The following is a 26,837-nucleotide window of genomic DNA, read 5'->3' as shown; positions in this document are numbered from 1 at the left end:
GCCTTCAGCACACCTCGCTTCATGACGCCGCTCCGGAAAGGTCCCTCACATGCCTGCCATTGACCTGTTGTTCCCCGTGCAAGGCGGTCCGGTGCCGCTCGACCACGCCTATCTCCTGTTCTCCGCGCTCTCCCGTTACATCCCCGCGCTGCATGAACGCACGGACATGGGGGTGTTCTCGCTTCGGGGTGAGAGCAACACGCGGGAGTTGCTCTACCTGGGGCGAGGCACGCTGCGCCTGCGGTGCCCAATCGAAGCCGTGGCCACGCTGCTGCCGCTGGTGAGCGCGCCGCTGGAGGTCGCGGGGAGACGCCTGTCCCTGGGTGCGCCCTCGCTCCATGCGCTGGAGCCCGTGCCCGCATTGTTCGCACGGCTGGTCACCTTCAAGCACGCGATGGATGAGTCTTCGTTCATCGTGGCTGTCTCCCGGGCACTGGAGGTGCTTGGCGTCCAGGCCACGCTGAAGGTGGGGCGCAGGCGCATCGTGCGCATCGCTGGCAAGAAGGTCGTGGGCTTCGCGCTCGAACTTCATGGCTTGTCGGCCGAGCACTCGCTGCGCGTGCAGGAGCAGGGCCTGGGAGGCCGCCGTCACATGGGCTGCGGCCTTTTCCTCCCGCCCGGCCGGGCGGCCCGTGTCCAGTCTCGTGGGAAGGCCGCGTGAAGCGGCTGCTGGCCAAGAGCACGGCCACGCCCGACAGACCCGAGGGCGAGGCCACGTTGTTGGGCCACACGGTTCTGGTGCTGTCAGCCGCGCGGAGGCTCCTGGAGCACCGGGGGCGCGCGTCGCTGCTGGCCGCGGGCCTGGACCCGGCGTTGGAGCCCCGGCTGCGGCGCATCGTCCTGCTGGCCGCCGCGCTCCATGACCTGGGCAAGTGCAGCGAGCACTTCCAATCGATGCTGCGCCGCCAGCGCGAAGCGCCGCAGCTTGTCCGCCACGAAGCGCTCTCGCTGTGGCTCTGCTGGCCAGGGCAGCCGCTCTCCGCATGGCTCCAGCGGGACGTGAGCGAGCGGGACCTGTGCCTGGCGCTGGTCTGCGTGGCCGCACACCACCGCAAGTTCCAGACAGACGCCTTCGCGCCTGACGGCACCGGAGCGGGGCTGTCGCTGGAGTTGCGGGTCCAGCATGAAGACTTCGCCCGGACGCTGGGGCGCATCGCCGAGGAGTTGGCGCTGTCCGCTCCGCCACTGTTCACGGCGCCCATCGTGCTTCGAGCCACGCGGAAGGAGCACCCGCGCGACCAACTCCAGTCGTGGCAGGACGACTTCGAGCGGACCGTGCCCGCCGGCTCCGTGGACGCGCGGCTCCTGGCCGTGTGCAAGGCGTTGGTGCTCGCGGCGGACGTCGCGGGCTCGGCGCTCCCCCGGAGCGGAGAGAAGCAGGACTGGGTCGTCCGTCAGCTCACGGCGCCCCATCCCGCCGAGGCCCTGCGCGCTGTGGTCGAGCGCCGCCTCGCGGGGCGCACACCGCGACCATTTCAGGAGGAGGTGGCTCGCAGCGCCGCGCCGCTGACCCTGGTCCGCGCGGGCTGTGGCAGTGGCAAGACGGCCGCTGCGTACCTCTGGGCAGCAAGACAGCACCCCGGCCGTTCGTTGTGGCTCACGTATCCGACGATGGGCACGGCGACGGAGGGCTTCCGGGACTACCTCCACGGCGCGGACGTGGAGGCCCGATTGCAGCACTCACGCGCGGAGGTGGACTTCGACATCTTCGGACTCCGCGACGGCGCGGCGCCGGGGACGGGCTCCCGCGACCAGGACCGGCTCGACGCGCTCCGCTCCTGGGGCGCCGACGCGATGAGCTGCACGGCCGACACGGTGCTCGGGCTCGTCCAGAGCCAGCGGCAGGGGCTCTATGCCTGGCCCGGGCTCTGTGCGGCCTGCGTCGTCTTCGACGAAGTCCACGCCTATGACGACCGGCTCTTCGGCTGCCTGCTGCGCTTCCTGGAAGCCCTGCCGGGAATCCCCGCGTTGCTGATGACCGCCAGCCTGCCCGCCACGCGGCTCGACGCGCTGCGCGGCGTGTGCGAGCGCGTTCATGGCCGGAGCCTCGCGGAAGTCGAAGGGCCGGAGGATTTGGAGACACTGCCGCGCTATCAGCGGCTGGACGTCGCGGAGCCGTGGTCCCTCGTGGCGGAGTGCCTGCGGGACCACGGCAAGGTGTTGTGGGTCAGCAACACGGTGGATCGCTGCATGCGGACCGCCGAGGCCGGCACGTCGCACGGTGCGCGCGCGCTGCTGTACCACAGCCGCTTTCGTTACGAGGACCGCGTCCGTCGCCACGGTGACGTTATCGAGGCCTTCGCCACCAAGGGCCGCGCGGCGTTCGCGTCGACGACGCAGGTCGCGGAGATGAGCCTGGACCTGTCTGCGGATCTGCTCGTCACGGATTTGGCGCCCATCCCGGCGATCATCCAGCGCTTGGGGCGGCTCAATCGCCGCAGCACTCCGGAGCGGTCCGCGCCCGTGCGGCCTTTCGTGGTGCTCCCCTTCGATGGGCCGCCGTACGCCGCGCCGGACCTGCGCGACGCGCGTGCATGGATGGAGCGGCTGGGAACGGGGCCGCTGAGCCAGCGGGACCTGGTGGACGCATGGGGGCCGCCCGGGATGACGAATGCGCCGCGGCGGCAGTCCAGCACCTGGCTGGATGGACGCTTCGACACCTGGCCCGCGCCGTGCCGCGACGGGAGCCCCAGCCTCACGGTCCTCCTGGAACAAGACGCCCGTGCCGTCCTGGACGGAGCGGTGAGCGCTCACCGGGTCACCCTGCCCATGAACCTGCCACCCGAGTCCTTCAAATGGCGTGCATGGCCCCGCGCGGGCCGGCTGCCATACCCCATCCCTCCAGCGAACGCGCTGGACTACGACGGCCTGCGAGGTGCGCGATGGCGAAAGCCGTGAACCCACGGAAGAAGGCCTTGCCCGCTCCGCTCTCCATCCGGTTGTACGCACCGGGGATGACGCCGCTGCTGCGCGCGGGCGCGGGCGGGTTGGCGGCATCGCTCCGCGCCATCCTCGGGAGCGCTTCACCCGCCGCGCCGTGGCCCTCTCCGGTGCGGCTGGGGCCCGGGACGGCGACGGTGGAGCGGGAAGCCATCCTCCTGGACTGGGGTGGCGAGGCACCGGAGGCCACGCTCCGGGCGCTGTTCGGCGCGTCATTCCAGGTGAAGCAGGGCTTCATCGACCTGCCGGGCACGCGTCCACCGGGAGCGCCGGAGCCACCGCCCGAGCTGGCCGCCGCGCTCCACGACGCGCTCAAGGTGACGTTCCTCCAGCATGGCAAGTCGACGCAGGGAGGAGCGCGAAGGCGCGTCACCTTCGAGGTGGACGCGCGGCCCGTCATCGTCGAATCCCAGGGCTACGAATCCTTCGTCCACCAGACGGCCTGGCAGAGCGTGCTCGAGGCGCTGGAGGCGGGAGCGACGTCGTTGGCGAGCTGGGCCTATCCGGGCGCGGCCGAGCGGCACATCGGTGTGCGCGTCACCAAGGTGGAGTACACGGCGGCGGAGGCGCTCTGCGCGTGCTTCGCGCTGGTGGGGTGTGTCTCCTACAAGCTGCCGCAGCTCCGGGGCGGGGCCTTCGTGGCGCTGGCGCCCACGAACCTGGTCCGCTTCGCGGAGCTGCGCCCTGGGCTGACACCCAAGCGGCTCCGTGACGTGGCGGTGGCGGGGGCGTCGGACGCGGTGCTCGCGGCTCAGTTGGTGATGGCGCAGGAGGCGGGGAAGAAGCGGCTGGGGGCCGTGCTGGGGACCACCGAGGCCGTGGCGCTGCGGCAGATGCCGTGGAACGCGCAGCAGAAGATTCGCGGTGCGGTGGTGCGGCAGGACGCCGTGCGCGAGGCGGTCCTGGACCGCTACGAGGCCGCCGCCGCCGCGCTGCCGCACACGCTGCGAGTCCGCAAGCCCGAGGGCAAGGCGAATGGCGAGGCAGGCTACTTCATCGCGACCAGCGCGCTGCGCGCCTTCATCACGGAGAACCTCGCGGCTTCACGCCCCTGGTACGCGGACTTCGCCACCGCGACGACGGAGGGCCGCTTCATTCACGACTACCGCGACCGGGACAACCTGGGCGCGCTGCTGTGGCACGAAAGGAAGGGACTCATCGCCATGCATCCGTACCTGGGAGAGGCTGAGCAGTGGCTCGTCCAGAGCGTTCACCTCGCGCTCCGGAGCCGGTTCAAGAGCATTTATGCGGACACGAAGGAGAGCGCCCCGGCCACACGCTCCAACCGGCTCAAGGGTGAGCGTGAGCGTTGGCGGCTGAGCTTCGCGGGGGCCAAGACGCCGGAGCAGGTGCGCGCGGCGCTCGCGGACCTGTGGAGCCGCGCGGGCACCAACCGTGAGCTCCAGGAGCATTGGCGGGACATCCTCCCACTGCTGGGGCCCGAGCGGTGGCGCGCGGCCCGCGACCTCGCGCTGGTGGCGCTGGCGAGCTACCAGGGCAAGGGGGGCGACGCTGCGGAACTTGAGGACGCGGATGAGGCCGCTGGCGCGTTCGAGCCGTCTTGAGCAGCTCCACACACTTTCCCGGAGTCCATTCATGAGCCTTCACGTCTTCGCCGCCTTCGTCACGCCGCTGGGAACCGCCGCCAACAACCGGGGCCTCACCGAGGGAAATATCACCAGCCTCCAGAAGCTGGTGTGGAACGGACAGGTCCACACCACCGTCTCCGCCGAGTCCATCCGCTTCGCCTTGCGGCGGCGCTTGAATGAGCAGGAGCCGTGCAACCGCACCTATGACGATGCGTCACGCGCCAACGCGTGGAAGGACGCCGCCTTCAGCGCCTGGTCGGGGAAGTCGAAGGAGAAGACCTATATCGATGATGACCTGCTGGGCTTCATGTCCGCGGAGGGGGCGAAGCAGGAGAAGGAGAAGGGCACGGCGAAGGTCCGCCGCGCGGTGCTGGAGGTGTCCCGGGCAGTGAGCCTCACGCCGTGGTCCGGGGACGTCACCTTCAACGCCGCGAGCCCCGGGGCCACGCCCTCCGCGCAGAAGAAGGGCAGCAACCCCGTGCCCTACGGGACGGAGATGCACGCGACACGCTACCAGTACGGCGTGGCGCTGACGCCAGCGGCGCTGCGAGTGCCGGCCCGTGCCGTGACGGCGCTGAACCAGCTCTGCGCGCTGGGGCCCGTCGCGGGCAACCACGGCCGCTTCCTCTTCGACTTCAGCCCGGAGTCGGTCGTCTTCCGGCTCACTCAGGAGGCCGCGCCGCGCATCCTGTATGCCTTCGAGCCGTCCTCCCGCGCGGGGGGCGTGGAGCTCGCCGCGCTGCTGCGCAAGGTGAAGAGCGGCGACGTCCCCGCGAAGGAGTTGGTGTTGGGCGGGCAGGTGGTGGAGGGGCTGGGCGCGGAGGAGCGCGAGGTGCTTTCGGGCGCGGAGCTCCACGCGGGCGTGGTCGCCGCCTGCCGCGCGGCGTGCAAGCGGCTGGAGGCGAGGAAGAAGTGATCGCGCTCGAACTGTCCGTGCCCGTGGCGTGCTGGCGCAAGGGCCGGGCGCGCGAGCTGGTGGAGACCGAGGTCCTGCCGCCGCCCGCGACGTGCTACGGCGCGTTGCTCTCGCTCGTCGGTGAGCAGGACCGGGAGCGGCACCGGGGCTGCCGCGTGACGGCGGGGTTGTTGAACGCGCCTGTCATCAGCACGGTGCTTCGCACCTTCTGGCGGTCGAAGAACCTGAAGGTCGCGAAGGGGAATGAGGAGAACGCCGCGCCGGACCAGCAACAGCTCGTCATCGACGCGCGCCTGGTGGTCTGGTGCGACAGCCGGGAGGAGCCGGACTCGGGTGAATCGCTGGAGGACCGCGTCATCCGGGCGATGCGTGAGCCCGGCTCCGTGACGCGGGCCGGGGCGTGGTCGCTCGGGGAGTCCACGCACCTCATCAATGACGCGCGTCTGCTCCCGGAGGGGCGGCCGCCAGCGGGCTGTCGGGCCTTCCTGACCGCGTCCACCGGTGCCCTCACCCTGCCGGTCTGGGTGGACCACGTGGGCACTCGTGGCACTCGTTACGAGGTGGGGCGGCTCGAAGAGGTCTTGGCTGCTCCCGAGGTCCAACGGCTTCCGCGCATCCCGCTCGCGGAGGGCGCTGGATAGGTGTCTGTCGTTGTCACGCGGTACCGGGGCGGGGGGCCCCAATACATGAACGCATCATCCACGAGTCCGAAGCCTGTCGTCGGCGAGCCGTCCATCCGCACGCACGCGCTGCATGCGCTGGTGTACTGCGAGCGGCTCTTCTACCTGGAGGAAGTGGAGGAGTTGCGCGTGGCGGACGCCGCCGTGTTCGCGGGACGGCGGCTACACGTCCAACTCCAGGAGGAAGGCGAGCGCGTCGAGCTGGAACTGGCGAGTGAGGCATTGGGCCTGCACGGAAGGGTGGACGCGGTGAGGACGCGGGAGGGGACGCTGGTCGTCTACGAGCACAAGCGCGGACGCCACGCGCCTGGACAGGATGCGCCGGAGGCGTGGCCGAGCGACCGGCTCCAGGCGGGGGCCTACGCGCTCCTGGTGGAGGCGCGCTTCCCGGGGGCGCCCGTGGAGTGCCGGGTCCGCTACCACCAGACGGACACGACGGTGCGCTTCCCGCTGGATGATGCGTTGCGGGGCGATGTGGCGGCGGCCGTGGCGCGGGCCCGGCTGCTGCGCGCGTCGCGGGAGCGGCCACCCGTGACACAGGAGGAGCGCAAGTGTGCGAAGTGCTCGCTGGCGCCCGTGTGCCTGCCGGAGGAGGAGCGGCAGGTGGCGGGGGAGGAGCGGCCCCGGCTCTTCCCGGAGGATGATGTGCGGCAGGTGCTGCACGTCGCGACGCCTGGGACGCGGGTGGGGCGCGCGGCGGAGGAGCTGGTGGTGACGCCACCCGAAGGGGAGGGCGCGCCGTCGAGGCAGCCCGGGCGCATGGTGTCGGCGCTCATCGCGCATGGAGCGGTGCAGGTGAGTGCGCAGGCGCTGGCGTACTGCGTGGAGAACGACATCGGCGTGCACTGGTTCACGTCCGGGGGCGCTATCTGGGGGGATTGGGCGGAGGGGGAGGCAACGTCCACCGTCGGCTGCGGCAGTTCGAGGCGCTCCGGCAGCAGGACGTGTGCCTGGGGCTGGCCCGCCGCCTGGTGGCGGCGAAGCTGGATGGGCGGCTCCGCTTTTTGCTGCGCTCCTCGCGCGGTGACTCGGAGTCGCGTCAGGTGCTGGCCTCGGCGGTGCGGGACCTCCGGGCGTTGCTGCCGAAGTGCGAGGAGGCTCCGTCGCTGGAGGTGCTCCTGGGGTTGGAGGGCGCGGGCGCGGCGCGGTACTTCGGCGCGCTGCCGTACCTTCAAGGCGACGACGTGGACACGCGGCTGCGCTTCGAGGGGCGCAACCGGCGGCCTCCGAGGGACCGGTTCAACGCGGTGCTCGGCTTCTTGTATGGACTGGTTCACCGGGAGGTGGAGGCGGCCATCCGGGCGGTGGGGCTGGATGTGGCGTTTGGCTTCTACCATCAGCCCCGGGGCACGGCGGGGCCGTTGGGGCTGGATGTGATGGAGCTGTTCAGGGTGCCGCTGGCGGACATGCCGCTGGTGGGCTCGGTGAACCGGCGGGCGTGGGACGCGGACGCGGACTTCGAGGTGACGTCCGAGCACGTCTGGCTCAGCAAGGCGGGGCGGGCGAAGGCCATCGAGCTGTACGAGCGGCGCAAGCGGGAGACGTGGAAGCACAACGTGCTGGGGTACTCGCTCAGCTACGCGCGGCTGGTGGAACTGGAGGTGCGGCTGCTGGAGAAGGAGTGGACCGGCAAGCCGGGGCTGTTCGCGACGTTCCGCTTGAGGTGATCCATGGCCGAGCCGAGGCGTTGGTATTTGATTACCTATGACATCCGCGACCCCAAGCGGTGGCGGAAGGTGCATGCCCTGCTGAAGGGATACGGGGAGTGGCTGCAGCTCTCCGTGTTCCGCTGCTCGCTGACGGACCGGGACCGGGAGAAGCTGCGCTGGGAGCTGTCGCGGCGGATGGACGCCGTGGATACGTTGCTGGTGATTGGGCTGTGTGGCGGGTGCGTGGAGCGCGTGCGCGCCATCAACGCGAAGGAGGACTGGCCGGAGGAGCCCGCACCGTTCAAGGTGCTGTGAGGCGGACGACAATCAAGCACCTCGCCGTGGCGGAGGCCCGCGACGGCGAAAGTGGCGGATTCCCATGTCGTTTCATGGGGTTGAGGCTCTTTGACAGGTGAATAGGTGCATGATCGATGAAAAGCCGAGTGATTTCATTGGGTTAGGAATTCTTGGTAGGGCCTGAGATGGCCAACCTGGGGGAAGGAGGGGGAGGTGCTTGAAAAGGGGTTTGTAAGGTGCCGGAATTACTGGGGGATTCAGGCGGGCTGTCCCGCTCGCCGTGATGCCGAAAGGCGTTGAGCACGAGGACAGCAGGCGCCCCCTGTCGCGCAGCGTCTGGTCCCGCTCGCCGTGATGCCGAAAGGCGTTGAGCACTTGATGTTGCTGGTGGACGCCTCTGCCACCTGCATGGTCCCGCTCGCCGTGATGCCGAAAGGCGTTGAGCACTTCTCCCCGACTTGGCCCTCGGGAAATAACTTGTCCCGCTCGCCGTGATGCCGAAAGGCGTTGAGCACTAGGAGACCGGCGGCTGGAGCGAGAGCACGTTCTGTCCCGCTCGCCGTGATGCCGAAAGGCGTTGAGCACAGGTTCTTCCCAGTGGCCAAGGACACCGGGCTTGGAGTCGTCCCGCTCGCCGTGATGCCGAAAGGCGTTGAGCACCCGCTTGAGCACGACTCCAGCGGTCCCGGGGGGAGTCCCGCTCGCCGTGATGCCGAAAGGCGTTGAGCACATGACCCGTTCCACCGGCCATAGCTTCCCGTAGGTCGTCCCGCTCGCCGTGATGCCGAAAGGCGTTGAGCACGACTTGGCGAGCTCGTCCGCCTGCAACTCGCGGTAGTCACGCTCGCCGTGATGCCGAAAGGCGTTGAGCACGCACCTTCTCCGAGCAGTTCTTTCGCCAACACAGCCAGTCCCGCTCGCCGTGATGCCGAAAGGCGTTGAGCACATACTCCCCTGTCTCCGCTATCCGCACCTCTGCCGCGTCCCGCTCGCCGTGATGCCGAAAGGCGTTGAGCACCAACTCGGGTGCTTGATTGCACCTTGGGGGGATCCAGTCCCGCTCGCCGTGATGCCGAAAGGCGTTGAGCACCTGCAACTCAGGGTGGACTTCGGCGCTGCGGGTGAGTCCCGCTCGCCGTGATGCCGAAAGGTGTTGAGCACTCGGGGCCGCTCTAATCGCCATGGCCTTGGACAACCGTCCCGCTCGCCGTGATGCCGAAAGGCGTTGAGCACTCTCCGTGCCCGCGCGTGGCGGGCGAGTGTGTGGGCCGGTCCCGCTCGCCGTGATGCCGAAAGGCGTTGAGCACCGATGCTGGCCAAGAAGCGCTGGCGCGTCGGTTTGCAGTCCTGCTCGCCGTGATGCCGAAAGGCGTTGAGCACCGCACATACCAGTTGCCGTTCGGCTTCCGTCCCATGAACGTCCCGCTCGCTGTGATGCCGAAAGGCGTTGAGCACTCCTCCTCACCAGAGAGGAGGCCGTCCAACGAAAGTCCCGCTCGCCGTGATGCCGAAAGGCGTTGAGCACTTGTTCAGCTCGTCGCGCCCTCCGGGATGGCGTCGGTCCCGCTCGCGGTGATGCCGAAAGGCGTTGAGCACCGGTCTCCAATATTCATTGCGTAGGCATCGGAGAGGTCCCGCTCGCCGTGATGCCGAGAGGCGTTGAGCACCGCATGGGTCTTTCCTTGCTTCGACTCGGGCGGCCCTGTCCCGCTCGCCGTGATGCCGAGAGGCGTTGAGCACTACATACCGTACTGATCCACCTTGGCCTTGTAGTCGTCCCGCTCGCCGTGATGCCGAGAGGCGTTGAGCACTACGTAGATGCGGCGGCGCCGTCTCCGGCCCTGGGGGGCCCGCTCGCCGTGATGCCGAGAGGCGTTGAGCACCCGTGCCACGGGGGTGCACCTGCGAAGACCATTCGGGGCCCGCTCGCCGTGATGCCGAGAGGTGTTGAGCACTGGCGGTCGCGCGGTTTGACGAAGATGGCGGCAACAGTCCTGCTCGCCGTGATGCCGAGAGGCGTTGAGCACTCTGAGGTGGGCGTCTTGGCTGCCGTGAGTCAGCCGGTGTCCCGCTCGCCGTGATGCCGAGAGGCGTTGAGCACCCGCAGCTCCCGCCGCATCCGTCGGGGCCGCAGGATGTCCCGCTCGCCGTGATGCCGAGAGGCGTTGAGCACGCCCTGACGAGCTGGTGGCGGACGACGGCCAGGTCGGTCCCGCTCGCCGTGATGCCGAGAGGCGCCTGGTGCCTCCTCCTCGGGCAAACCTCACGAGGTTCCATGGCCTCTTCGCTCCAGGCGATGAACTGCGGCCATTTCTGGTACCCCAAGCAGGTGTGGAGGGGGCCAGCGCGGGCTGCGCGGCCTGTCCACCGGCCTGAAGCATCCCTCGGGCGGCTTTGTCAGCGCCTCTCCTCGGACCCTCTGCTTCCTCCCCGCCACGGGGCCCCTATCACTCTCATGGAGCATCGGGAGGCGGCCGTAGTCAGACAACAGGGGCGTCATGAACGCCCCTTGCTCGCCCGCAGAGTCTTCAGCGGAAGCCAGGTGTCGTCCTTCAGCCCTTATGTCTGGGTATGGCGGCTCCCTACCTTCCTACGAGTCAGCTATTGGAACTAGAATCACGGCAGCAGTCCAAGGGGGGAATATGGTGCTGGTGGACGTATGGGAAGAGCATCTTGACGAAGCCTCCTTTCACTGGGAGCAGTGGGAGCGAGCCCTGGTGGCTCCTGACTTCACGCTGACGGAGACTGCGGAGCGTGAGGAGCGCCTGCTGGCCCACCTCGAAGGACTGGGGGATGCCGCCGCACTCTCCCTGGTGTTGCGCCCAGCCTTCGACTCCGAGGAACTTTCACGCCAGAGCGCGGCGACGTACGCATTGTTGTCCCTGGGCGGGCTGGATGAATCGCTTGCACGATTCCTGGGGGCGTCGACGGAGGCTCGCGCCGGAATCCGCCGCGCCTTGGAATTGAGCGAGGCTCCCGGCCTCGGCGCACAGCTGAGGGAGGTGCTGAAGAAAAACGACTTGGACGCGCAGGCCCACGTCCTGGAAGCGTTGGTCTTCCGCCAGGAGGTGCCACGGGAAATACTGGCACGCTTCTTCACGCACGATGAGCCCCGAGCGCGAATGACGGCCCTACGTGCGGCAATGCCCCTTCCCGGGGATGCCGTGAGCAGGTTGTTGCCGGCGCTGCTGGACTCCGCCCACCCTGGCATCCGTGCGGCCGCGATGGAAGCGGGCTTGGCATCTGGCGTGCGGCTGGCCTGGGACGCGTGTCGCAAGGCGGTGCAGCGCCGCGAGCCGGGCATGCCCGAGGCTCTCACGCTCCTCGCGATTGGCGGCGCAGATGCGGACACTGCCCTGTTGGTGGAACTGCTGCAGTCACCAGATCTGCGTCCAGATGTCCTATGGGCACTGGGATTCAGTGGACGCGTGCGGGCCGTGGAAGGCTGCCTGGAATACCTTGCGGAGCCCTCGGTGGCGCGCCTGGCCGGCGAGGCCTTCTCCTCCATGACGGGCTTGCGGCTGGAGGGCACATATGCACTGCCGCCAAGGTCGCATCCCGAGCCATCGGATGACCCGGACGCAAGCCTTGAGCCCAAACCTGAGGATGACTTGCCCTGGCCTCACGTGGCCGCCATCACCGCGTGGTGGAGTGAGGCACGCAAGCGCTTCGACAAGGGCGCGCGTTATTTGCTGGGACAACCCTTCAGCGGCGCCGTCCTGGTGGACGCGCTGGAATCCAGCCCCATGCGGCGCCGGCACGTTCTAGCGCGCGAGCTGGCCATTCGCACTCGCGGCAAGCACGTCATCCCGACGCGCGCCTTCTCCCGCCGCCAGCGCGTGGCCCTTGTGAATGCCCGAACGGACTGCGCGCACATGCGGGACGTACCACTCATCCATACCCTGCGTTGAGGCCAGGAGCGATACGCAATGCCCGCCCTCAAGAACTTCACCCCGTTCGCGGCCACGGACTTCCTTTCCCTGACGAAGCAGGGCGAGGAGTGCCTCGTCCTCGTCGTCGCGGGCAGCTTCACCCTCCCCCCGCCCGGGCGGCTTGCCACCACGCCGTTGTCCCCGTGCGACGAGCAGGTTCCTCCACCGCAGGCCGACGCGTATTGGGGCGAGCCAGAAAATTCGAGCCTCCGCTACGAGTCCCAAGCCGCATACACCCGGATGGCGACCGATGTGCTGCTACACGGCCGTGCGTGGGCACCCCGAGGCCGCAAGGTGACACGAACGCTGGTGACGGTGCGGGTGGGCGCACTGGAGAAGCAGGCCCTCGTTTCGGGCGCACGCGTCTGGTACCGGAGCCTCGTGGGTCTGAGCGCGTCGGACCCGCTGCCCTTCGAGTCCGTGCCGCTTCAGTACGAGTACAGCTTCGGCGGTACCTCCGCGGCCTGGCGCGAGGCGCGAAACCCCGTGGGCCGGGGCTGCTACGAGAGCGCGAAGGACGCCATCGACAAGCCTCTCCCCGCCATCGAGGAGCCCCTGCATCCCATCCACAAATGGACGGACCGGCCGCCGCCGTGTGGCTTTGGCCCGGTGGCGCGACACTGGCAGCCTCGCCTCGGGTGGGCGGGGACGTACAACGGGGCGTGGGTGGAGCAGCGGGCGCCGCTCTGGCCCGAGGACTTCGACGAGCGCTTCCTCCAGACGGCACCCCAGGCGTTGCAGGCCTCGCCTCACCTCCGCGGCGGGGAACTCGTGGCGCTGGATGGCGTCTCACCGGACGGCCCCATCGCATTCACGCTTCCCTCGTTCCGTCTGCTGGCGCGCTGCACCTTTGTCCGGCGCCGTGAGCGTCGGCGCATGATGCTAGACACGGTGTTGCTGGAGCCGGAGGAGCGCCGGGTCGTGCTCACCTGGCGCGCGACCTTCCCTGCTCACCGAGAGCTGGCCACGCACGAGGTCAGCTCCGTGCGGTTGCTGGAGCCCTGGGAGGACGTCTCGTGAGCGGCGAGCTGGTGGTGGGCCTCGGCATGTGTACGCCCGTGGGTACTTCGACGCGAATGACGCTCGCATCCCTGCGCGCGGGACTCGTGCGCTTCGCCGAGACATCGGTCAAGGACGCCCTGGGCGAGCCCGTACGCGCTTCGCGACTGAGCCTGCTCACACCGTCACTTTCGAGGACACGGCGCATGGCAGCCCTGGGACGGCAGGCGCTCTCGGAGCTCCTCCCATTGTTGACGGGCCTGCCCGGTGGGCCCCTGCCGCTGTATCTCGGATTGCCCGAAGTCGGCATGGGAGCGGAGGTACAGCAGGAGTCGATGCTGGCGGATTTGCTGGCGGACACGGGAGGACGCCTACGGGTGGTGAAGACGTACGTGGCGGGGCGGGCTGCATTCTTCGAGGCCCTCACCGCGGCTCAGGCGGACCTGCGCTCCGGGAAGGCAGGGGCGCTTGCATTGGTGGGGGCAGTGGACTCGCTGGGCGACCCCACATCGCTGGAGGACCTGGTCTCGGCGCGGCTGACGCTGGGCCCAGTCAACCGGGACGGGAGGATCCCGGGCGAGGCCGCAGGATTCGTCGCCCTGGCACGCCCGGGCGCGACGACGTCACTGGGACTGGAGCCCCTGGGCGTGCTGCTCGGCACGGCGCTGGCCGTGGAGCCAACCCCGTTCACCCAACAGGCTCCCAGCATGGCGGAGGGCCTGACCAATGTGCTGCGGCAGTTGCGGCAGAACAGGGAGGCTGGGGCACGGCGGGTGGATGGGGTCCTGGCTTGTCAGCCGGGAGAATCCTTCTGGGGTACCGAATTTTCCCGAGCGTACCTATGCAACACAGCCCTGATGCCCGAGCCCCTGTGCGTGGAAGTGGCGGGAGAGGGACTCGGGGACGCAGGAGCGGGCACGGGCCCCGTCATGCTGGGGGTGGCGCTGCACCGGGCGCGGTGGAAGCAGCGCGGTGACCGCAGGACGCTCATCTACGGAAGTTCCGATGGAGGTCGCATCGGAGCGTGCATCGTGGAGCTGATTCCGAGGAACTGAGGAGGAGCCATGACCAAGGTCTTCGCCAATGGGCGCTCGATTCTGCATAAGGGGGCAGGCAACACGCATGTTTCGGCGGCGCCGGATGTCTGCACGGTCCCGACACCGGCAGGGCCGGTGCCTACGCCATTCGTCAACTCTGCCCAGGACTCAATGCTCGCGAAGGGGAGCAAGAAGACGACGATTGAGGGCAACCCCGTCGCCTTGACGAGTTCCGAGCTGAGCACCAGCTCCGGCGACGAACCGGGCACGGCCGGTGGACTCATCTCTTCCAAGTTCAAAGGAAAGATGACCTGGGGCAGCGGCAGCATGGATGTGAAGGTGGAGGGCAAGGGCGTGGTGCGATTCCTCGACCCGACGCTGCACAATGGGAACACCTTCAACACGAGCTTCATTTCCGCAGGGGGCACCGGCCTGGTCTATGGTGACGACCCCGTCGACGGGAACATCCGGTGCCCCAACTGCAATGAAGACAAGGCCGAGCATCGCCTGCCAGAAACCCACCTTTCGCTGACACAAGCCAGGAAGCTTCTCCGGGAGCTGCTGAAAGTGACCCGAGAGAAGAAGCTTTCGACCCTCAAGGCAGACATCGACGAGGATGGTTCGGAAGTCTTCAGGGGGTACATGATTGGCGTACTCATTTGCAGGCTCAATCATAAGATCTATGCCGCAATGTCCGGCTCTTACTATCTCGATGGATTTGGTGAGGCCGTCAACCGGCTGCAAACCCAAGATGGGAGATGGAGCCTCTGCCAACCACTCGCCAAGGGTGCGCTGATAACCAATCCCAGAGGCGACGAAATCCCCCTGAGTTCGTTCCGCCAAAAGAAGATTGGCAAGAACCTGCCCGGTGTCTGCGCGGGACCACAGCTCGTCCAGAAGGCGCTGCGGGAGGGACATATCCCCTCTTCCATGTCCGAGCTCTGGTTCCGTCCACGAATCCTGAAGCGCTTCAAGCAGCCTGGCGTGACGGTCACAGTCGAACATCTCCGGAACGGAGAGTACGTCAAGAGGGACTTCCGACACCGCGAGAGCGTTCCCTCGTGCGACACCTGCAAGGTGGTGTTGACGGAGATGCTCTGCGACATCAACAAGAAGTCATGCTGAACTCTCTCGCTCCCGTTTGATGCCCTACGCCATGAAAGAACTGCTCAAGTACATCAATGGATTCAAACCCGCATTTTCCGATCAGGCCCAGGGAGCGTCGGCAGTGGAGGTCTCCCGGCTCGAGAGCCTGCTCAAGCGGCCTCTTCCCTCCCACTACAAGGACTTCCTCCTCAGCATGGGACGAAGCATGGGAAGCCTCCGCGAGGAAGATGCCGACTTCGCCATCGGCCGGATCCTGAAGTTCTACGAAACGAGCAAGCGGCGTCCCCCTCGGAGGTACATCTTCATTGGCGCCCAGCTCGTGGACACCTACGGAAGGTTCTTGCTCGACTGCGGGGAGGCCACGGAGCAGGCTGACTGTCCTGTTGTCCAGGCGGACCCAGAAGAGCCGTTCAAGAACGAGGACCATATCGTTCCCCTGTATGGTTCCTTGAAGGACATGCTCTTCCTGATGGCCTTCAGCAGGAAGCGGATGGCCCTTCTGGAGCATCGGCGACGGTTCCTCCCTTCACTCGTGAGCAGCGGAACGGGGAATGTCCGAATCGTGGCTCCCTCCTTGGTGGGAGCCATCGACGAGACGCTTCTCCAGCTCGGCTTCCAGAAGCTGCCCTATACCAGCCCACTGACTCCGCTCTACGAGCGCGGTGACGCAGCCTTCTACGTCGACCGTTCTTCACAGGGAGGGGGACTGTCCGCCGAGTTGGCGGCACGAGATGAGCGTGAATTCGGGAGGCTGGTCGAAGTCATCCAGGATTCTACGACTCTTGTATAGTATTACCCGGTCAGGTGCACCAAGCGCGGTCGCCCCGTGTTGACGGATACGGGCGCCATTGCCATCCCAGAGGACGGCAAGTCCCGCTCGCCGTGATGCCGAAAGGCGTTGAGCACAACGCGACCTGCGGCGTCTCTTTGTATCCGTGCACCGTCCCGCTCGCCGTGATGCCGAAAGGCGTTGAGCACCGGCGTCTCTCCGGTGGCCGTCTCCAGCAGGGCTGGGGGGCCCGCTCGCCGTGATGCCGAAAGGCGTTGAGCACCGGCGTCTCTCCGGTGGCCGTCTCCAGCAGGGCTGGGGGGCCCGCTCGCCGTGATGCCGAAAGGCGTTGAGCACTTCTCGGAGGCGACGTCACCCGGCTTGCCATCGCGTCCCGCTCGCCGTGATGCCGAAAGGCGTTGAGCACTCCATGTTGGAGATCAGGACGGTCTTCTTCTTCGAGGTCCCGCTCGCCGTGATGCCGAAAGGCGTTGAGCACATCTCCGCGGTAAAGGCCTCCGCGCGCTCGGCGCTCGGCGCTCGGCGCCCGGTCCCGCTCGCCGTGATGCCGAAAGGCGTTGAGCACTCGCCAACCTGCGCCGGATTTCGGAGGACGTGACACCGCGTCCCGCTCGCCGTGATGCCGAAAGGCGTTGGCTGTCCTATCAGAAGATCTTCATTGTAGCCTGGGCCAGCCATGAACGCAGCGCCTCGCCTTCAACCCGGACGGGAGCGTTCTCGTGACCCAGATCAATCCAGGAGGCCTGGGTCGCCTGTAATCCGGAGGCGCCGCGGAGATCTGCCCCAGAAAGCCTCGCTCCATGAAGGACCGCGCCTTCCAGATGCGCATCTCGGAGATTCGCGGACGCGAGGTTGGCACTGACCAAGTAGGCGCCTTGAAGGTCCGCGCCTTGAAGGTCCGCGCCTTGAAGGTCTGCTTCGCCGAAGCTGGCTCGGAGCGCGTTCACCTGCGTCAGAATGGCCCCTCGAAGGAGCGCATAGTCCAGGTTGGCCTTTGAAAGCTGCGCTCTGGAGAGGCTGGCGCCGATGAAAGATGCGGACGCAAGGTTGGCGTGGGCGAGCTTCGTCCTGTCCAGGATGCATCCATCCAAGCGCGCCCCAGGAAGCGCTGCCTCCGATAGATCTCTCGACGACAGGTCGAGTAAGGACAAGTCAGCGTCCTCCAGGTGGAGGCGCTTGCCGTTCTGTCCCCCGGAACGCAGCCATTCGGTATGCCAATCCAATGCCTTGATGAACTCCGCCTTCATGGTGTTCATGCGCTCGTCCGTATTCGTTCTAGGGAAACCACAAGATCCTGGACGAAACTGAAGGACCCAAGGCGTCTATCGCGTTTCGCAGCGCTTGAACGTGCTGCGCACTCATGTTCTCGGTGTTGAGAATGACGTTCTCACCACGAGCCAGTTCGGCTTTGATCTTGTCAAGGTCTCGTTCAAGTGAGAAGCCACCCTTCCTGGGCGGGAATCGAGAGTCAAAAGTCTTGATATCCCATTTGATACCTTGGGAGTCAACGAACTCTGACTGCCCCGTTGGGTCCCGTTTGATGGGTGCTGGGAGTCGTCTCCGCTCCTCAAGTTCAAGGCCCACTTCCGCCTCACGACGTGTCTTGGGGGTGGCCTTCCCTCCCTGCGCCGGGTCGCTGGCCAGTTCTTCAATACGAGCTTCTCTCGGAAGGCCTCCCGTCGGATTCAGCGCTGTGGCGGCCACGGCATTGGGGACGACTCCCACAGTGAGAATGCCTTCTGCCAGGGAAACCGAGCGAACGCCGCCCGACATCGCTGCTGACAGTTGGATGCCCGCGTTCGTCTCCGTTGCCAGGGCGGCACGCGCGAAGCCCGGAAGCATCGGACCCTTCGAGGCCATGTTCGCGGCCCCTCCGCCCAACGCAGCCGTCAGCGCCAGGATGAGGACTCGCGCACCATTGGCGCCCATGACTCTTCCGAAGTGGTGTCCGGCGTCCTCGAGTTGCTCAAAGGATACGGCGTGCTCCGTGTCTGATGACAGTCGTTGCCAGCCCTTCACGAGGTTTGAGAATGCGTCCAGGCCGATGTACGCGATGACGTATGTTGTCAGGGCAATGGCCACGAGCTTGGTGACAGGCTCGGGGGCCACGACGAGGACCATGTAGGCGGCCATTGCCGAGGTAATCATCGCCTTGAGGACCAGTGGGTTGACGACTTTCTTCACCGCCTCCTCCACTCCTTCCCACACGCCGTCCCAAGCAAAGGACAGGGCCATCTTCCGCCGCATCTTGGCGTCCAGGAAGGTGAAGCCATCCTCCAGCAAGGAGAGGCACTCGCCCGGATTGTCTTGTTGGGAGCACCACGCTCCATAATCTCTCCCTTGGGGACGCGACTCCGAACCCCACGAAGCGAGATGTACACGTGGGCGGACCTCCTCCTCGGATCGTAGAGAGAAGCGCATCTCCAGCACGAGTCGGGTCATCGCCTTCTGGAATGCCCCCGAGTCCACGACGATGGGCTCCACGCGCTTCGGCGGAGTGTAGACAATGGGTGCGCCTGCTCCCGTGTCCAGGCGCACGATCCGGGGCGTCGCGCAGCCCATCATGAGCCATCCGACCAGCAAGATGCTCCCCCAATGTAGATTCATAGTGTCCTCCGAGTCGTCCGCCCGCGAAAAGGGATCTGAGGAGTGGCATTAGCATTTGAGCCCGACATCCCTCATGCCGGACCCCACGCACGAGGACAGCGCTTCAGTTCGCAAGGAATTAGCCGTTCAGCAGTGGGTGGCTGCTCGAAGGGGCTGCTGGAGGGTGGACCGTAGGCGGGACGGCGCTCGCATGCTGGATGTCCCACCTTCCTGAGCCATGGCACCTCCCCTTCCAAGGGGCCGACTGAATGATGCGATTCCGCGAGGGGGGCGAGAGGAAGTCCTATTCTACCAACCTCGGCGAGCGGTTGAGCCCCTTCTATCCGAAGGATGCTCGCATTCCGATGGGCCCGAAGCACCCGGGCATCAAGCTGTCGGCCCTGATTGGCAATGAGCGGAGCATGTTGAGTGTCTCCTCCTCGCTCAAGGAGGCTATCCAGAAGCACTGCGCGAACGAGACTGAATCCCCTCCCATTCACGCTCTACGACCACTGCAATCGCCCCCACCGCGAGGGCAAGTCGTCGCGGGGCATTCGTCCGCAGTGAGTCCTGGCGGCACTCCTTTCGCCGCGTTGCCCTCCGCAACCAGCGGTTGCATCGAAAATGACGCAGGATGCGAGTGTTTGGCTGTTCCTGCTTGGCCTGAGTCGGTCGTTGACGCAAGCGGAACCACCTGGCGGTCCATGGGCACGCGGGCACGAGATGAACAAGCGCCCCAACGCGCCACCGTTCTGGTGGTCCAGCCAGGACCCCTCCTAAACGCCCGATCACGAATCTCGCACGCACTCAGGCGGCGCGCCGCAGATGGACCTTGCGGAGGATAGGACTGGCACGACGCTGGGCGTTGCGAGCGTGCAGGTAGGCATGGACGCGCCGCATCAGCTTCTGGAGGGTGCGGCAGCGATGGTTGCGGGTGACGTTGGAGTGGAGGTCCAGCCAGACGCGCTCAATGCGATTGGCGTCCGGGCAGTAAGGCGGCAGGAAGTGGAGGACAATCCTGCCGTCGAGTTGCTCGAGCGCCTTCTTCGTCTTCTTGCTGCTGTGGATGGAGGCGTTGTCCAAGATGAGGTGGATTCGTGGGGCGCCACGGTACTCACCGCAGATGCGCCAAAGGAGTTGGATGAAGAGTGAGCTGGCCTTCGACTTGCCTTCCACCCAGGTGAGGCGGCCCGTCTTCGAGTCCAGGGCGCCAGCCAGGTATCGCTTCTTGTTGTTGCCTGGCGTGAGTACCACTCGGCGCTGGCCGGGCAGGCACCAGTCGCGCCCCACCTTCGGGTTGAGATGGATGTCCACCTCGTCCACGTAGAGGACCGGCTCCTCGGACCGGGCATATGCTTCCAGGCACCGCAGCTCGAATAGACGCCGGCGCCGCTTCCAGCCCGGCCAAGGGCAGCCCACGACGGGTTTGGCCGCCTTCAGGCTCGCACCGAGGGTGGCAAGCGCACGGCCCATGGTGGCAACCGACACCCGCGCCAGGCCCCGGCGCTCCATCTCCAGCGCGAGCAACTCCCGCGTCCACGTCGGGCGGCACCAGCCCACCTCTTCGGGAGTACCCGCCAGCACACGCGAGAGAATGGCGAGGAAGCGCTCATCCACCTTCGCCTCGCCATTGGCTGCCCTGCGGTCCAACAGGGCTTTACGTCGTCCCGTCCGGTAGCGATTGACCGCGGAGACGACTGTGGAGGTGGCGCACGCCAGCGCACGTGCGACCTCGCCGCACGAGTGGCCGCGCGACACTCCCACCACTGCCATGCACCGCCGCAGGGTGAGCGGGCAGCCGCTCCTTTCACCCCAGAGGATGAGAGAGCGGCGCTGCAGCCGCGACAGACGGGGCGTACCTTTGTCCCTGGGCGGGGCCTTTCCGCTTCCTGGTCTTCTGCGCACACAGAGCCGAACGGGATGTGCCCCTGCCTCTTCCTCGCGCCCCGCGCGCCAGCCCGCTCACCAACCGCGATCGAGAATCACGAGCGGTGGTTTAGTACCGGCAACAGTGGGTCATCATGCTTGGCTGGCGCGTGCTCACCAGTGGCTCCAACCCCATGTACAACTGGGGCTCGCTGCGCTGAAACACGTACTCTACAGGCCCTGCGCCGGAGGACGGCTCAGGCACCCGCGGCGGCGACCTCGGCCCAGAGCGTGTCGCCTTCCAGCACCTGGTTCAGCGGCGCGCGTTGTTCGGAGACACGCAGCAGCACGGCGGCGAGCTGGTCCAGGTGGATGGGCCGCATGTTCCGCAGTGGAGGCAGGCGGGTGAGGGCGCGCAGCACGGGGTTGATGTGGTGGTACTCGCCCTCGAAGGCGGGCGGGCGCACCACCGTCCAGGGGATGCCGCTCTCTCGCACCAACCGTTCCGCCTCCGCCTTGGCCTTGAGGTACGCGCCCACCGGTCGGCCCGCGCCCACGGAGCTGAGCAGCACCAGGTGGTCCACCCCCGCGCGCCTGGCGGCCTCCACCAACTGCCGCGTGGTGCCGATGTCGCTCGTCTCATACGTGTCGCCCGACCCGAAGCGCTTGCGCATGGTGCCAATCAACTGGAGCACCGTGGTGCAGCCGCGCATCCTCTCCACCAGCGCCTCACCGTCAGACAGCTCCACCACGGCCTTGTGGGGCCAGGGGCGGACCATGTCACTGTCCGCGCTCTTGGGTCGCACGTGCGCGAGGACAGGCGGCGCACCGCGAGACAGCGCCTGTCGCATCAGCGTGCGGCCCGTGGCACCCGTGGCACCAGCGACGAAGAGATGACGAGAGGGCGTGTTCATGAGGGCGGACTCCGGTGGAGATGGGCAGCGCGTCGTGCGGGCCCGAGCGATGACGCGGGCTGTCGGCTCTTCATCACACTGCGTCGCGCGAGCCCAGCGCGGCGTGGCGCTCCGTGTCGAAAGAGGCACACGCCGCGCCCCAAGCAGGATGTTGAATAACCATCGATAGACAGTCACCCGATGGGTTGAGGCCCTGTCCTCCAGGCGATACATTGCCGCGCCTTGGAAAATCCCGAACCCCTTGTATTCCAGCAGAGCTTCCAGGGACTGCTTCGCGCCCTGGGAGATGACCTGGATGACGCGTGCGTGGGCCGGCTGCGCGAGGCGGGCCTCGATGCGCGAGGCTCGCTGGCCCTGGCCTATCCCTTGAAGGTCTGGGTGGCCGCGCTGAAGGTCGCGGCGGCCACGCTGGCACCGGAGGCGCCGCTGGACGAGGCCGCCGCGGTGGTGGGGCGGCGCTTCGTGGAGGGCTTCAGCTCCACGCTCATCGGCAGCGCGCTGCTCGGCACCGTGCGGCTCCTGGGGCCGCAGCGCATGCTGTCGCGGATGACGCGCAACCTGCGCACGGGCACCAACTATCTGGAGACGCACATGGAGCAGCTGGGCCCCACCCGGTATGAGCTGACCTGCCGGCCCGTGGTGGTGGCGGGCTTCTATGTGGGGCTCTTCCTGGCGGGGTTGGAGGCCAGCGGGGCGAAACACCCCTCGGTCCAGATTGTCCGGAGGGAGGGCGAGGAGGCGGTGTACGACATCGCTTGGAGCTGAGCATTGACGAGGAGGGCGTGCTAGTGACGGCCTGAAATGTCGACGCCTTCACCCACCCCCTCTTCGTCCACGGGTTTCTCGGATACCCAAGCCCAGCTCTCCGCCACCCTCCGCGCGCTGTCCGCGCGGCTGCCCGAATCCCTGACGGTGCGGGAGCTGATGCAGGCGTGTGGTGAGCAGGGCCTGCTGCTCTTCTGCTGCATCCTGACCTTCCCCTTCCTCCTGCCCGTGTCGATTCCGGGCGTGTCCACGGTGTTCGGCCTGCTCATCGTCCTCATCGGCGTGGGCGTGACGTTCAACCGGACGCCCTGGCTGCCCCGGAAGCTGCTGGACAAGCCGCTGCTGCGCACCAACCTGGCCCCGGCGTTGGACAAGGGCGCGGACGTCTTCACCAAGTACGTGGACAAGATGAGCAAGCCGCGGCTGCTGGCGCTCACGCACGGCTCCAGCACCAACCGCTTCAACGGCTTCATGCTCTTCTTCGCGGGCGTGCTGCTGATGATGCCGTTCGGCCTGATTCCCTTCAGCAACACGCTGCCCGCGCTGGCCGCGCTCTTCTTCGCCATCGGCATCCTGCAGCGCGACGGCTACTTCATCCTCATGGGGCACGGGATGACGGTGGGGTCGCTCACCTACTTCACCGTCATCATCTACGGTGCCGTGCAGGGGGGCCGCAGCCTGGCCAGTGTCTTTGGCGGGGGCTGAGCCCGTGCCTGGGTAGTGGCTGACCTGCCGCCCAGGCTCGCCTTATTTGCCCGGTGAGCCGGGGATTACGGTGCGTCTGGAATCAGTCCTACCGCCGCCAGGGGTTCCCGTTATCATCGGGGGCGGGCGGCCCCCCTCTGATGCGGCAATTTCCTCATGAAACCCGGCACCGGCCGGAGGATGCGACGCGTCGCCACGCGGAAGGCGAGGTCGTGGGCGGGCGCTACCGCATCCTCGGCTTCCTGGGCCGGGGCGGTGCGGGCACGGTGTGGCGCGCGCAGGACCTGCTGGCGGGCCCCGTCGCGGTGAAGCGGCTGCACCAGACGCTGGAGGACCTGGCGCGGCTGCCTCGGCTGCCCGAAGGCGAGTACACGCCGTCTTCCATCGCCCGGCACGAGCTGGCGCTGTCGCTGGCGCACGAGTTCCAGACGCTCGCCTCGCTGCGCCATCCGAATGTCATCAGCGTGCTGGACTACGGCTTCGACGCCGAGCACCGGCCCTATCTGGCCATGGACCTGCTGGAGGACGCTCGGCACCTGGTGCAGGCGGGCACGGGGCAGCCACTGCGTGTGCAGGTGGGGCTGCTGGTGCAGACGCTGATGGCGCTGGCGTACCTGCACCGGCGCGGCATCATCCACCGCGACCTCAAGCCCGCCAACGTGCTGGTGGCCCACGGGCAGGTGAAGGTGCTGGACTTCGGACTGGCGGTGGGGCGCGAGCACGTCCACCACGCGCAGCCGGGCGGCACGCCGGGCTACCTCGCGCCGGAGCTGTTCGAGGACCAGCCGCCCTCGGAGGTGACGGACCTCTTCAGTGTGGGCGCCATGGCCAGCCAGATGATGTTCGGCCGGCTGCCGCATGCCGGACAGGTGCCCTCGCCGCCGGACTTCCCATCCGCGCTGAAGGCCGTGCTGGAGCGGCTGGTGTCGCCGGACCCGAAGCTGCGGCCCCGCAGCGCGGACGCGGTGATTGCCGAGCTCTGCGCCGCCACCGGTGAGCCGGTACCGCCCGAGTCCGCCGCCACGCGCGAGAGCTTCCTCCAGGCCGCGCGCTACGTGGGCCGGGTGGAGGAGCAGGCGCGGCTGTCCACGGTGCTCGAGTCCGCGATGGTGGGCCGCGGCGGCGCGTGGCTGGTGGGTGGGGAGAGCGGCGTGGGCAAGTCGCGGCTCCTGGAGGAGCTGCGCGCGCTGGCGCTGGTGAAGGGCGCGGTGGTGCTGCGAGGCCAGGGCGTGGCGGCGGGTGGCAGCCCGTACCAGGAATGGCGCCCGGTGCTGCGCTGGCTGGCCATCCTCACCACCCTAAGTGAGCGCGAGGCCAGCATCCTCAAGCCGCTGGTGCCGGACATCGAGGCGCTGTTGGGGCACCCCGTCGCGGACCCCGCCGAAGTGGGCGCGGACATGGTGCAGGCGCGGCTGCTCCAGGTGGTGGAGGACGTGTTCGCGCGGCTGACCCAGCCCGTGGTGGTGGTGCTGGAGGACCTGCACTGGGCGGGTGATGAGTCGCTGCTGCTGCTCTCACGGCTCGCCACGCGGGCGTTGACGCTGCGCCTGTTGCTCATCGGCAGCTTCCGGGACGATGAGGCGCCTTCGCTTCCCTCGGCGCTGCCGGGCCTGTCACTGCTGCGGCTGCCTCGGCTGGACGCTCGGGAGGTCTCCATCCTCAGTGAGTCCATGGTGGGGGCACCCGGAGCCCGGCCCCACCTGGTGGACCTGTTGCTGCGCGAGACGGAGGGCAATCCCTTCTTCCTCGTGGAGGTGGTGCGGGCGCTGGCGGAGGAGGCGGGAGGGCTGGACCGGCTTGGCGACATGGCCCTGCCGGAGCGCGTCTTCGCAGGCGGCGTGCGCAGGCTGGTGCAGCGGCGGCTGGAGAAGGTGCCGGTTCCATCGCGGGAGTTGCTGCAAGTTGCCGCCATCGTCGGGCGGCAGGTGGACGTGCCGCTGCTCCAGCAGGCCGCGCCGGATGTGGACGTGGAGCACTGGCTGACGGACTGCGCGGCGGCGGCGGTGCTGGACGTGGCGGATGGGCGCTGGCGCTTCGCGCACGACAAGCTGCGCGAAGGGGTGCTGGATGATTTGCCCGCGGACGCGCGGCCCGCGTTGCACCGGCGCGCCGCGCTGGCGATGGAGGCGGCGCATGGGCAGCGGGCGGAGTGGACGGCGGCGCTCACCTACCACTGGGGCATGGCCGGGGACGCGCTGCGTGAGGCTCGCTATGCGCTGCGCGCGGGCGAGGATGCCCTTCGCGTGGGCGCCTGCCGCGAAGCACTGCCTTTCCTCACCCGGGCGCTGACACGGGTGACTGAAGTGGGTGGCGACGCCATGACGTTGGGGCACCTGGAGGCACTCCTGGCGGAGACGCGCTTCCAGTTGGGGGAGCTCCAGTCCTTCCGTGAGCATGCGGAGCGTGCGCTGCGGCACTTCGGCTGGCCCGTGCCGTCCAGCCGCATGGGCTGGGCGCTGGGGACGCTGGGGCAGGGCCTGCTGCGGCTGGCGCAGAGCTCCCGGCCGGAGGACTACGACGAGGAGACGGAGGAGCAGCGGCGGGTGCGGCGCGTAGCGGGTCGGCTGTTGATGCGGCTGCTCGATGCGTTCATCTATGCGCACCAGGCGCTGCCCGTTCTCTGGTCCGGTCTGCGCGCGTTGAACCTGTGCGAGCCGGCGGGCGCGTCGCCGGAGCTGGCGCGGGGCTACACGAGCATGGCGGTGGTGGCGGGCACGCTGCCCATCCGGTCGGTGGCGGAGACGTGGTCCCGCCGCGCGTTGGAGGTGGCCGAGCGCGTGGGCAACCCCGCGGACCTGGCCTTCGTGCTGTGCCGCAACGCCGTGTATGGCGCGTATGTGGCGCGGTGGGCGGAGGCCGAGGCGTGGCTGGAGCGGGCCATGGGCATCGTCGACTCGGTGGGCGACGTGCGGTTGGCGGAGGAGTGCCGCGCGCTGCTGACGGTGGTGTCGTGCTACCAGGGGAAGTTCGCGCGGGGGCTGCCGCTGATGGAGTGGCTGGAGCACTCGGCGCGGCGGCGCGGGGCGCTCCAGACGGAGCACTGGGCGCTGCACTACCAGGCGCACATCCATTTGCGGTTGGGCGACTACGCGAAGGCTCGCGCCGCGCTGGCCCAGACGCTGGCGTGGACGGAAGCCCAGGGTGGGCAGACGGACCGCATCATCGTGGAGGGGACGCTGGCGCTGTTGCGGCTGCGTGAAGGGGACGTGGAAGGGGCCCGGGCCGCGGCGGACCAGGCGCTGGCGAGAATGTCGTCTGGCAAGCCCGTGGCGCACTTCGTCTACTTCGGCGTGATGTCGGTGGCGGAGGTGCTCCTGACGCTGTGGGAGCAGGGCACGGATGCCTCGCTGGTGGCGAGCGCCAAGGCCGCGCGCCGGGAGGCGGAGGTCTTCGCCAAGGTGTTCCCCTTCGGTGAGGCCGCGGCGCGCTTGTGGCGTGGGCGGGAGGCCTGGCTGGACAACGACGCCACGCGGGCCTTCGAGGCGTGGCGCCGGTGTGTGGCTGTCGCATCGAGGAAGGGGCAGTCCTTCGAGGAGGCCCACGCGCGGGTGGCGCTGGCCAGGCACCTGCCATTGGAGGACCCGGCACGGTGGGTCCATCAGCAGCGCGCGGTGGAGTTGTTCACCCGGCTGGGCATGCGGGATGAGCAGGCCCGCGCGGAGGCGCTCGCGCGTTCATGAACGGTGTGCGCGTCCGGGACGTGGCGTTGCTGGCGTGTCCCGCATGTGGTGGGGTGCTGGTGTTCCACGGGCTCGAGGCGGATGGATGCATCCGTGACGGGTGGCTGCGCTGCGGTGGCTGTGGCGAGGCGTGGAGCGTGGCGCGCGGCATGGCGCGGCTGTATCGCGAGGACGCGGTGCGCGGCACGGACCGGCTGATGCGCGTCATCTACGACGGGCTGCCGGTGTTGCATGACCCGCTGACGACGCTGCTGACACCGCTGTTTCAATCTGTCTCGGAAGCGCGGATGCGCGCGGGGTACATGCGCCGCGTGGAGCTCGGCTCGCTGACGCCGCACGAGGACGGGCGCCCGGTGCGGGTGCTGGAGGTGGGGGTGGGCTCGGG

General features: G+C 67.9%; 18 protein-coding genes, 2 pseudogenes and 2 CRISPR repeat arrays. Of the genes and pseudogenes, 16 read left to right on the top strand and 4 right to left on the bottom strand.

Annotation, left to right across the window (positions count from 1 at the left end; translation table 11 throughout):
• The first annotated feature begins 49 nt into the window (after positions 1-49).
• The 12 genes and pseudogenes from cas6 to FL344_RS17275 all read left to right on the top strand — a co-directional run bounded on the left by cas6 (position 50) and on the right by FL344_RS17275 (position 15,936).
• Positions 50-661, top strand: a complete 612-nt coding sequence (gene cas6, locus FL344_RS17330) for a type I-MYXAN CRISPR-associated protein Cas6/Cmx6 (protein WP_141619304.1) — start codon at positions 50-52, stop codon at positions 659-661.
• Entirely contained in the window at positions 658-2,898 is a 2,241-nt protein-coding gene (gene cas3, locus FL344_RS17325) for a CRISPR-associated helicase Cas3' (protein WP_141619303.1), read from the top strand. Before cas6 ends, cas3 begins: the two co-directional genes overlap by 4 nt.
• Positions 2,895-4,505, top strand: a complete 1,611-nt coding sequence (gene cas8a1 / locus FL344_RS17320; protein ID WP_228565130.1) for a type I-MYXAN CRISPR-associated Cas8a1/Cmx1 — start codon at positions 2,895-2,897, stop codon at positions 4,503-4,505. Before cas3 ends, cas8a1 begins: the two co-directional genes overlap by 4 nt.
• Positions 4,506-4,536: 31 nt before the next feature.
• Positions 4,537-5,445: a type I-B CRISPR-associated protein Cas7/Cst2/DevR gene (gene cas7i / locus FL344_RS17315; protein ID WP_141593727.1), complete on the top strand. Its 909-nt coding sequence runs from the start codon at positions 4,537-4,539 to the stop codon at positions 5,443-5,445.
• Positions 5,442-6,086, top strand: a complete 645-nt coding sequence (gene cas5 / locus FL344_RS17310) for a type I-MYXAN CRISPR-associated protein Cas5/Cmx5/DevS (protein WP_090495964.1) — start codon at positions 5,442-5,444, stop codon at positions 6,084-6,086. The genes cas7i and cas5 overlap by 4 nt, the downstream gene beginning before the upstream one ends.
• Before the next feature lie 45 nt (positions 6,087-6,131).
• A pseudogene (cas1, locus tag FL344_RS40035) lies at positions 6,132-7,792 on the top strand (type I-MYXAN CRISPR-associated endonuclease Cas1).
• A gap of 3 nt (positions 7,793-7,795) precedes the next feature.
• Entirely contained in the window at positions 7,796-8,089 is a 294-nt protein-coding gene (gene cas2 / locus FL344_RS17300) for a CRISPR-associated endonuclease Cas2 (RefSeq protein WP_011557178.1), read from the top strand.
• Between the two features lie 250 nt (positions 8,090-8,339).
• Positions 8,340-10,316: a CRISPR direct-repeat array (repeat unit 36 nt; unit sequence GTCCCGCTCGCCGTGATGCCGAAAGGCGTTGAGCAC).
• A gap of 316 nt (positions 10,317-10,632) precedes the next feature.
• Positions 10,633-11,982 carry a TIGR02270 family protein gene (locus FL344_RS17295; RefSeq protein WP_228565129.1) on the top strand — a complete coding sequence of 450 codons (1,350 nt, stop codon included), beginning with the start codon at positions 10,633-10,635 and terminating at the stop codon, positions 11,980-11,982.
• Between the two features lie 18 nt (positions 11,983-12,000).
• Entirely contained in the window at positions 12,001-13,023 is a 1,023-nt protein-coding gene (locus FL344_RS17290) for a DUF2169 domain-containing protein (protein WP_141619301.1), read from the top strand.
• Positions 13,020-14,057, top strand: a complete 1,038-nt coding sequence (locus FL344_RS17285; RefSeq protein ID WP_141619300.1) for a 3-oxoacyl-ACP synthase — start codon at positions 13,020-13,022, stop codon at positions 14,055-14,057. The genes FL344_RS17290 and FL344_RS17285 overlap by 4 nt, the downstream gene beginning before the upstream one ends.
• Before the next feature lie 9 nt (positions 14,058-14,066).
• Positions 14,067-15,164: a DUF4150 domain-containing protein gene (locus FL344_RS17280; protein ID WP_141619299.1), complete on the top strand. Its 1,098-nt coding sequence runs from the start codon at positions 14,067-14,069 to the stop codon at positions 15,162-15,164.
• A gap of 31 nt (positions 15,165-15,195) precedes the next feature.
• Positions 15,196-15,936 carry an SMI1/KNR4 family protein gene (locus tag FL344_RS17275; protein ID WP_228565128.1) on the top strand — a complete coding sequence of 247 codons (741 nt, stop codon included), beginning with the start codon at positions 15,196-15,198 and terminating at the stop codon, positions 15,934-15,936.
• Positions 15,937-16,016: 80 nt separating this feature from the next.
• Positions 16,017-16,576: a CRISPR direct-repeat array (repeat unit 34 nt; unit sequence CCCGCTCGCCGTGATGCCGAAAGGCGTTGAGCAC).
• 4 nt (positions 16,577-16,580) lie between these two features.
• Here FL344_RS17275 and FL344_RS17270 read toward each other — a convergent pair.
• The 4 genes from FL344_RS17270 to FL344_RS17255 all read right to left on the bottom strand — a co-directional run bounded on the left by FL344_RS17270 (position 16,581) and on the right by FL344_RS17255 (position 21,302).
• The gene (locus FL344_RS17270; protein ID WP_141592383.1) at positions 16,581-17,192 is read right to left on the bottom strand and encodes a pentapeptide repeat-containing protein; all 612 of its coding nucleotides are present in this window, start codon (positions 17,190-17,192) and stop codon (positions 16,581-16,583) included.
• 19 nt (positions 17,193-17,211) lie between these two features.
• Complete coding sequence (locus FL344_RS17265) at positions 17,212-18,420, bottom strand: hypothetical protein (protein ID WP_228565127.1); 1,209 nt, start codon at positions 18,418-18,420, stop codon at positions 17,212-17,214.
• A gap of 909 nt (positions 18,421-19,329) precedes the next feature.
• Entirely contained in the window at positions 19,330-20,295 is a 966-nt protein-coding gene (locus FL344_RS17260) for an IS630 family transposase (RefSeq protein WP_141619296.1), read from the bottom strand.
• A gap of 350 nt (positions 20,296-20,645) precedes the next feature.
• A complete protein-coding gene (locus FL344_RS17255; protein WP_141592385.1) occupies positions 20,646-21,302 on the bottom strand; it encodes an SDR family oxidoreductase in 657 nt (218 codons plus the stop codon).
• 222 nt (positions 21,303-21,524) lie between these two features.
• Between FL344_RS17255 and FL344_RS17250 the strand changes: the two genes are divergently transcribed.
• The 4 genes and pseudogenes from FL344_RS17250 to FL344_RS17235 all read left to right on the top strand — a co-directional run.
• Entirely contained in the window at positions 21,525-22,067 is a 543-nt protein-coding gene (locus FL344_RS17250; protein WP_141592386.1) for a DUF2378 family protein, read from the top strand.
• 36 nt (positions 22,068-22,103) lie between these two features.
• The gene (locus FL344_RS17245; protein WP_011557171.1) at positions 22,104-22,772 is read left to right on the top strand and encodes an exopolysaccharide biosynthesis protein; all 669 of its coding nucleotides are present in this window, start codon (positions 22,104-22,106) and stop codon (positions 22,770-22,772) included.
• Positions 22,773-22,825: 53 nt separating this feature from the next.
• Positions 22,826-26,452, top strand: a complete 3,627-nt coding sequence (locus tag FL344_RS17240) for a serine/threonine-protein kinase (RefSeq protein WP_141619295.1) — start codon at positions 22,826-22,828, stop codon at positions 26,450-26,452.
• Positions 26,449-26,837: pseudogene (locus FL344_RS17235) on the top strand (SAM-dependent methyltransferase); the annotation flags it as partial. The gene FL344_RS17240 and the pseudogene FL344_RS17235, both read left to right, overlap by 4 nt.

The organism is Myxococcus sp. AB036A (assembly GCF_006547355.1).
GTDB classification, from domain to species: Bacteria; Myxococcota; Myxococcia; order Myxococcales; family Myxococcaceae; genus Myxococcus; species Myxococcus virescens.
This window is presented reverse-complemented; position numbering and strand designations above follow the sequence as displayed.

Bases quoted from the DNA above. Each gene is read 5' to 3' on its own strand.
- FL344_RS17270 (WP_141592383.1), bottom strand. From the start codon at position 17,192: ATGAACACCATGAAGGCGGAGTTCATCAAGGCATTGGATTGGCATACC.
- FL344_RS17260 (WP_141619296.1), bottom strand. From the start codon at position 20,295: ATGGCAGTGGTGGGAGTGTCGCGCGGCCACTCGTGCGGCGAGGTCGCA.
- cas6 (WP_141619304.1), top strand. From the start codon at position 50: ATGCCTGCCATTGACCTGTTGTTCCCCGTGCAAGGCGGTCCGGTGCCG.
- FL344_RS17290 (WP_141619301.1), top strand. From the start codon at position 12,001: ATGCCCGCCCTCAAGAACTTCACCCCGTTCGCGGCCACGGACTTCCTT.
- FL344_RS17255 (WP_141592385.1), bottom strand. From the start codon at position 21,302: ATGAACACGCCCTCTCGTCATCTCTTCGTCGCTGGTGCCACGGGTGCC.
- FL344_RS17245 (WP_011557171.1), top strand. From the start codon at position 22,104: ATGTCGACGCCTTCACCCACCCCCTCTTCGTCCACGGGTTTCTCGGAT.
- FL344_RS17280 (WP_141619299.1), top strand. From the start codon at position 14,067: ATGACCAAGGTCTTCGCCAATGGGCGCTCGATTCTGCATAAGGGGGCA.
- FL344_RS17295 (WP_228565129.1), top strand. From the start codon at position 10,633: ATGTCTGGGTATGGCGGCTCCCTACCTTCCTACGAGTCAGCTATTGGA.
- cas2 (WP_011557178.1), top strand. From the start codon at position 7,796: ATGGCCGAGCCGAGGCGTTGGTATTTGATTACCTATGACATCCGCGAC.
- FL344_RS17275 (WP_228565128.1), top strand. From the start codon at position 15,196: ATGAAAGAACTGCTCAAGTACATCAATGGATTCAAACCCGCATTTTCC.
- cas7i (WP_141593727.1), top strand. From the start codon at position 4,537: ATGAGCCTTCACGTCTTCGCCGCCTTCGTCACGCCGCTGGGAACCGCC.